Origin of the sequence: Methylosinus sp. sav-2 (assembly GCF_004366495.1) — a bacterium.
In the GTDB taxonomy this organism is placed as follows: domain Bacteria; phylum Pseudomonadota; class Alphaproteobacteria; order Rhizobiales; family Beijerinckiaceae; genus Methylosinus.
The window spans coordinates 1-5,397 of the sequence record NZ_SOEJ01000035.1 but is presented as its reverse complement, the minus strand read 5'-3'; the positions used below and the strand labels follow the sequence as shown (position 1 = coordinate 5,397).

General features: G+C 53.0%; 6 protein-coding genes. 4 read left to right on the top strand and 2 right to left on the bottom strand.

Annotation, left to right across the window (positions count from 1 at the left end; translation table 11 throughout):
* The first annotated feature begins 250 nt into the window (after window positions 1–250).
* Entirely contained in the window at window positions 251–1,267 is a 1,017-nt protein-coding gene (locus EDE12_RS21490) for a hypothetical protein (RefSeq protein ID WP_134188305.1), read from the top strand.
* 236 nt (window positions 1,268–1,503) lie between these two features.
* On the opposite strand, the gene EDE12_RS21485 is transcribed toward EDE12_RS21490, so the two are convergent.
* Both EDE12_RS21485 and EDE12_RS21480 read right to left on the bottom strand, forming a co-directional pair.
* Window positions 1,504–1,908, bottom strand: a complete 405-nt coding sequence (locus EDE12_RS21485) for a type II toxin-antitoxin system VapC family toxin (RefSeq protein ID WP_024882108.1) — start codon at window positions 1,906–1,908, stop codon at window positions 1,504–1,506.
* Window positions 1,908–2,162 (bottom strand): type II toxin-antitoxin system Phd/YefM family antitoxin, encoded by a 255-nt coding sequence (locus EDE12_RS21480; protein ID WP_024882107.1) that lies wholly within the window; start codon window positions 2,160–2,162, stop codon window positions 1,908–1,910. The genes EDE12_RS21485 and EDE12_RS21480 overlap by 1 nt, the downstream gene beginning before the upstream one ends.
* A gap of 426 nt (window positions 2,163–2,588) precedes the next feature.
* On the opposite strand from EDE12_RS21480, the gene EDE12_RS21475 reads away from it, so the two are divergent.
* From EDE12_RS21475 to EDE12_RS21465, 3 genes are all read left to right on the top strand, one after another.
* Window positions 2,589–4,037, top strand: coding sequence for a hypothetical protein (locus EDE12_RS21475; protein ID WP_134188304.1), 1,449 nt, complete (start codon window positions 2,589–2,591; stop codon window positions 4,035–4,037).
* A gap of 402 nt (window positions 4,038–4,439) precedes the next feature.
* On the top strand, window positions 4,440–4,673 hold the full coding sequence (locus tag EDE12_RS21470; protein ID WP_024882105.1) for a transposase: 234 nt from the start codon (window positions 4,440–4,442) through the stop codon (window positions 4,671–4,673).
* 60 nt (window positions 4,674–4,733) lie between these two features.
* Window positions 4,734–5,222, top strand: a complete 489-nt coding sequence (locus EDE12_RS21465; protein WP_134188303.1) for a hypothetical protein — start codon at window positions 4,734–4,736, stop codon at window positions 5,220–5,222.
* Window positions 5,223–5,397: the final 175 nt, after the last annotated feature.

Here is a 5,397-nt window from a genome sequence, read left to right as displayed (position 1 = left end):
ATTCGTCCACATCGGCGGTCTCCGCGAGAATCAGACCGCCTCATTGAATCACAAGCGATTCATCCGATTCAACTTGTCTTCGGACCGACACTTAGAACAAACATAGAACTCGTCGATTTGGCGACGAGCAGCGCCACGCCTACCTCATGGTTCGCCCGATGGCTTCGAATGCGTCTGTCGCTGCGACTCGGGATCGAAAAACGCTCTCAGCTATAGGTGAAAGTAGTGACCAACGGAGGCTTGACCAGCGATGCTTTCTAAGACAACTTGGCACACAATAATTTTAAGTCGCCTGGTCGGTATTATTGATTACCCTCTATATTGGGCGCAAACTCCTAACGTTATTGTTTTATCACGCCTGTTTGGCGTAAAATCGATTGATTTACGAATCCCCTCATCCTTATCGGCGGACAACCCAAGTATAATTCCTACTGCGTCAGGATGGATGGCAATTGTAAGGGCACATAATTGGATAACAAGTTGTTGCGGTCGGTTTATCGGATTTCATGGATCGGATTTGCACAATGAAAACTGGCTGTTAACTCTTAATAACGATTTAGAAGTCATCGAGCGGCTAAAACTTTGTGATTTATCCGATTATACAACAACAACTGATGAGCATCCCGCGCGAAATGGCATTGAGGATGCTCGGTTAAGCGAAATAGACGGAGATATCTATGTAACAGGAAGCGCTTATAATACAGTAACTGGGCGCTGCACAATGACAAGGGCGCGCGTCGTCGGAGATCGACTGGCGGATGTGACATTCCTCAGGTCCCCGTTCCAATGTGCGCAAGAAAAAAATTGGATGCCCGTAGATATTGATGGCGTTATGAATGCGATCTATCGCGTCAGCCCATTCTGTCTATTGCGATTGGAAGGCGAGGCTAAGGTCGTCATCGAAAGCACGGGTAAGCCACATTTGCGTGTGTATAATGGATCGTCACAGCTTGTGCCATTCGGCGAAGGCTGGCTGTGCCTGCTTCATCGTCGCATTAATGTGACACGAAGAAGCTTTCGCTCAAGGCAAAATAGTGTATCTGGGATATTCTATGTACACCGCTTTATTCATTTTGATAGATCGTGGGAGATCGTCTCGGAATCCGGAGATTTCTTTTTTGAAAAAAGGGGTCTTGAATTCTGCGCCGGGCTCGCTCGGAAGGGTGATCGCTTCGTTGTTTCGTATGGCCTGAATGCTAGCGCGGCGAAGTTGATGGAACTCTGCAAGTTTCAAATTGATAGCTTACTCTCTGATACTGCTCAATAAGAGTTCGTCCATGAACGAAAACTGAACTCATGCCGCCGCGACCACACACGCAGAAAGTGATGATCTTGCAGCCGAGATCCCGGCCTTTGCAAAGATCGTCGACACGCGAAGTCGTGCTCATCCCGGCAATATCGCTCCTCGTATCGAGCAACCATGTAAGTCTCGCGCCGTTTGCGCCAGAGCGGCTTACCGTAACATTATCCAGCCGAACGGGATGCTGAGTGTCGGCCGACGGATCATGCTAGGTCCCACGGATTGATTATCGTCGCCCCGGTGTCGTTGAAGTCGGCGATATTCCGGGTAACGACGATGAGATCGTGAACGATCGCCGTCGCAGCAATCAACCCGTCTACATCGCCCCGCGGCCGAATTGCCGCGATCCGGCCCCATTCGACGGCGATCTGGTCGGTGATCGGCAGGATGCGATCTGCATGGTCGCTTCGCAGCTTGCGTAGCCATTCGGCGAGATGTCCGGCGGCTTTGGGGTCCAACTTCTGCTTCAGCGCAATCCCCCGCATGATCTCACCAAGCGTCAGGACACTCAGATATACGCCGAGCGGATCGACGGAGCGTAGCCACGAGATCGCCTGTGGCGCGCCGCGCCGGGCCTCGGAAACGACATTTGTGTCGACCAGATACATCAGAAAGCAGGACTACGGCTCGGCGTCTTTGCGCGTTGCATGACTGCCTCGGCGAACTCGCCGTCCCAGCTCGGGCCAGTGAACAGGTCGTCGACAAACGACGGCCTGCCGGGGCGCAACGCATCATAGTCGCGCGCCGACAGCACGACGACCGCGCGTTCACCGCGCAAAGTGACGGTCTGCGGGCCTTCCTCGCGCGCCTTCTGCACTACCTTGGAGAACTGGTTCTTAGCGTCCTGCAGCGACCATTCCACGAGCTCGCTCCTAGCTAGCCTGTCTAGCCATATAGCCGGAAGTTCTGAAATGTCAACACTCTCTCGGAGCCCGGATCGACGTTGGTCACAATATCTGATCGGGAGACTATATGGGCCATGATCGAAGGCGGAGGCGGAGGACGAATAGAGAAACAGTCAATTTCGAGGGCAGCAATTTCGAATGAGAGGTGATCCAATGCGTCTGGCGGCTCTTCTTCGTCATCGAAGGCTCCTGATTCGCAGCGAGAATCCTCGCCGCTGTCAGGCAGAAAATCCAATCAAGCCACTGTCCGAATTTCCGAGGTCGCCTCTGATCGCGTTCATTACAGCTGATCTATGTCCTCGCAGCGTGAGCAGTCACATTCTCACATGCGCGACACACCCAAAAAATTTGCGCCCCAACGGAAGCTGATCAGGGACCAAGTCATGGTCGGGATTTACCAAGATCGCTTGACAGAAACTCTTCGAGGTTCGATGAAACGCATTATTGAGGTATTGAAAGCGGTGCGTTCCAGAGATACACGCGGCTTTCGCATGCTTAGATACACGCTGATGTCGATTTTCACCCGGGGAACTGGAACCCTAGCAAATTTTTTCATCCTACCGTTCATGGTAAGTTATCTCGGACCCGATCGTTACGGTGTTTGGGCCACTCTCAGTTCTCTAATGATTTGGTTCTCTCTTGCCGACGGCGGGGTTACCGCCGGTGCTACGGCGCTAATCGCTCACGCCCACGGCGCAGATGACAGAATCGGAGTCCGAAAACTTCTTTCCACGACATACGCCGCCGCTTCTAGCGCAAGTTGTATTATTGCACTTATTGCACTTTATGCAAGTCCACATATCGATTTTGGCTGGGCGTTGAATATATCAAGCCCACAACTTCAAATGGAAGCGCGCGATGTTGCAAATGTAATTCTATATCTAGGGGCAATGTCATTTCCAACAGCAGTTGCAATTCAGGCTCGCACGGCGCTTCAACAAGGCGACGTCGCAAAACAGTGGGAATTTATATCTACTATATTAACAATATGCGCGCAGGTTATCTCTATATATACGCAGTCAAGTATGGTAATAGTTGTATTTGCAACACTAGGGATTCGTCCTATCATAAATAGTGTTGCCTCACTATATTTTTTCAAGAATGATGGGATTGATATCCGTCCGCATTGGAAATTTGTCGAATGGCGTGTGTGCCAACGCCTATACTTTTCAGGATCGATTTATCTAACATTTATATCGCTACAGGCCCTCGCAGTTCAATCTGATCAAATACTTGTAGCGCATCTGCTAAACATTGAATCCGTAACAGACTACTCTATAGTTCAGAAAATACTAACTGCTCCTTCATTGGTGACAGATATGTATTTGCTTGCCCAAATGCCAGCTTATGGCGAGGCTTTCGCGAGAGGAGATTTTCGTTGGGTGCGCCGCCATTTTATAATCTCAAATATTATTATAATAACGTTTAACGCGTTTGTGTCATGCGTCATCGTTGCTGTGTTGGATAAAATTCTTGCCGCCTGGATGGGAGAAGCAATCGATCCGTCGCCTTTGCTGGTCACCAGCATGGCGGTTTACGGGGCCGTCTCAGCGGTCGCGCATGGGTTCACTGGTTTTTTCTACATGGCGACGATCCACCGCATGGTGCTGTTCGGCCAGCTTGGGATGGTGGTCATCAATCTGCCTCTAGCGATTATTCTCATTCCGAAGATTGGCAGCGCTGGCGCGGTCATAGCGACCAGTATTGGATATTCAATCGCCGTCATTGCGCCCGGCATTTGGAGGATCATCAGCCTTTTCCGCGATTTTTCAGAGGTGCAAACACGCTTGGTCGGGCAGGGCTCAAACAAGAGCCCCGCTTTGACGGAGTGATCGGCGATACTCGGCTTCAGCCGAGCAGGTGGAACAACGCGATGATCGATTTCAAGGGTGGCCTCTGACAGTCGCAGCTAGGGCCGCAGGGAGGCGATCTTCCGTTCTCGCCTCTTGCCTTCCTCGACCGGACGTCGGGGGCGACCCCGCTGGGAGACTCTGGCGCAAACGACGAAAGACGGGAGCTATCGACGAAAGTGGGTGATGTCGCGGCGAGAGGCAGACGGCATATTAGCCCGTTGACGAAGTGAGGCTCACCTGATTCTGTTCGTTGAAGAGAGACGAATGCGGCTATCGTGACGGCGATGCAGCGAGAGACGGGGGCGCAGGGCGATTTGATCGTGACATGGATCGATCTGCCGCGTTCTCTGGGGCACGCATTTTACGACAAGCTTCAAAAAGGTGCTGCTCGACGCCGATTTCGATGCCTTCGTCGTGGACGCATGCAAGCCCTATTACGCAGCGCGGATAGGCGCGCCGTCGTTGCCACCGGGCCGGTATTTCCGTATGCGCATGGTCGGCTATTTCGAAAGGCGCGACAGCGAACGGGGCATCGTGTGGCGCTGCGCCAATTCCTTTTCGCTGCGCGATTTCCTGCGGCTTTCGACACGGGACAAAATTCCCGATCACTTCTGACTGTCGAAGACGCACTCGCGTCTCCAGCACGAAGTCCACGAGAAGGTTTTCGGCGTTGTCTTGAAGCTTGTCGCCGAGCAGGGTCTTGTCAAGAGTAAGCGCATCGGCGTCGCCGACTCAAACGCGGCGTTGCGCAGCATCGTGCGGCGCGACAATGGCGAGACCTATCGTGCGATGCTCGAGTGCATGGCGAAGGAAAGCGGCGTCGAGACGCCGATTATCGACGTCCTCGTTCGACTCGACCCGCAAGAGCAAAGGAGAGAAGCTGTCGAACGAGGACTGGACGAACAAGACGGACGCTGCGGCGAAGATCGCCAGGATGAAGGACGGGACGACGCATCTCGCCTACAAGCCGGAACACGCGGTCGATCTCGAAACGGGCGTCATCGTCGCTGCGCCGATCTAAGAAGCCGACGAGGGCGATACGACGACGCTCGGCGAAACGCTGAAGACGGCGAAGAACAATCTTTCGGCTGTCGGCCTCGTGTCGACGTAGGACGATCCTGCGAAATCATCGCGGACTTGGCTATCATTCGCGCGAGGTTTTGAAAGCTCTCGACGACGGCGAGTGGAAGAGCCGAATCGCCGAGTCTTCGCCGGCGAAGGGCTATTTGCGCCGGTGGTAACGCGCCCCTGAAAAACTCCACCAGCATCGATTAGAGTCCGGCCGATTGCAGGACGGACACGATGAAGAAGAAACGGTTCACGGAAGAGCAGATCATCG

Excerpts from the sequence above, each read along its gene's own strand:
- EDE12_RS21485 (WP_024882108.1), bottom strand. The coding sequence starts at position 1,908 with ATGTATCTGGTCGACACAAATGTCGTTTCCGAGGCCCGGCGCGGCGCG.
- EDE12_RS21475 (WP_134188304.1), top strand. The coding sequence starts at position 2,589 with ATGGTCGGGATTTACCAAGATCGCTTGACAGAAACTCTTCGAGGTTCG.
- EDE12_RS21490 (WP_134188305.1), top strand. The coding sequence starts at position 251 with ATGCTTTCTAAGACAACTTGGCACACAATAATTTTAAGTCGCCTGGTC.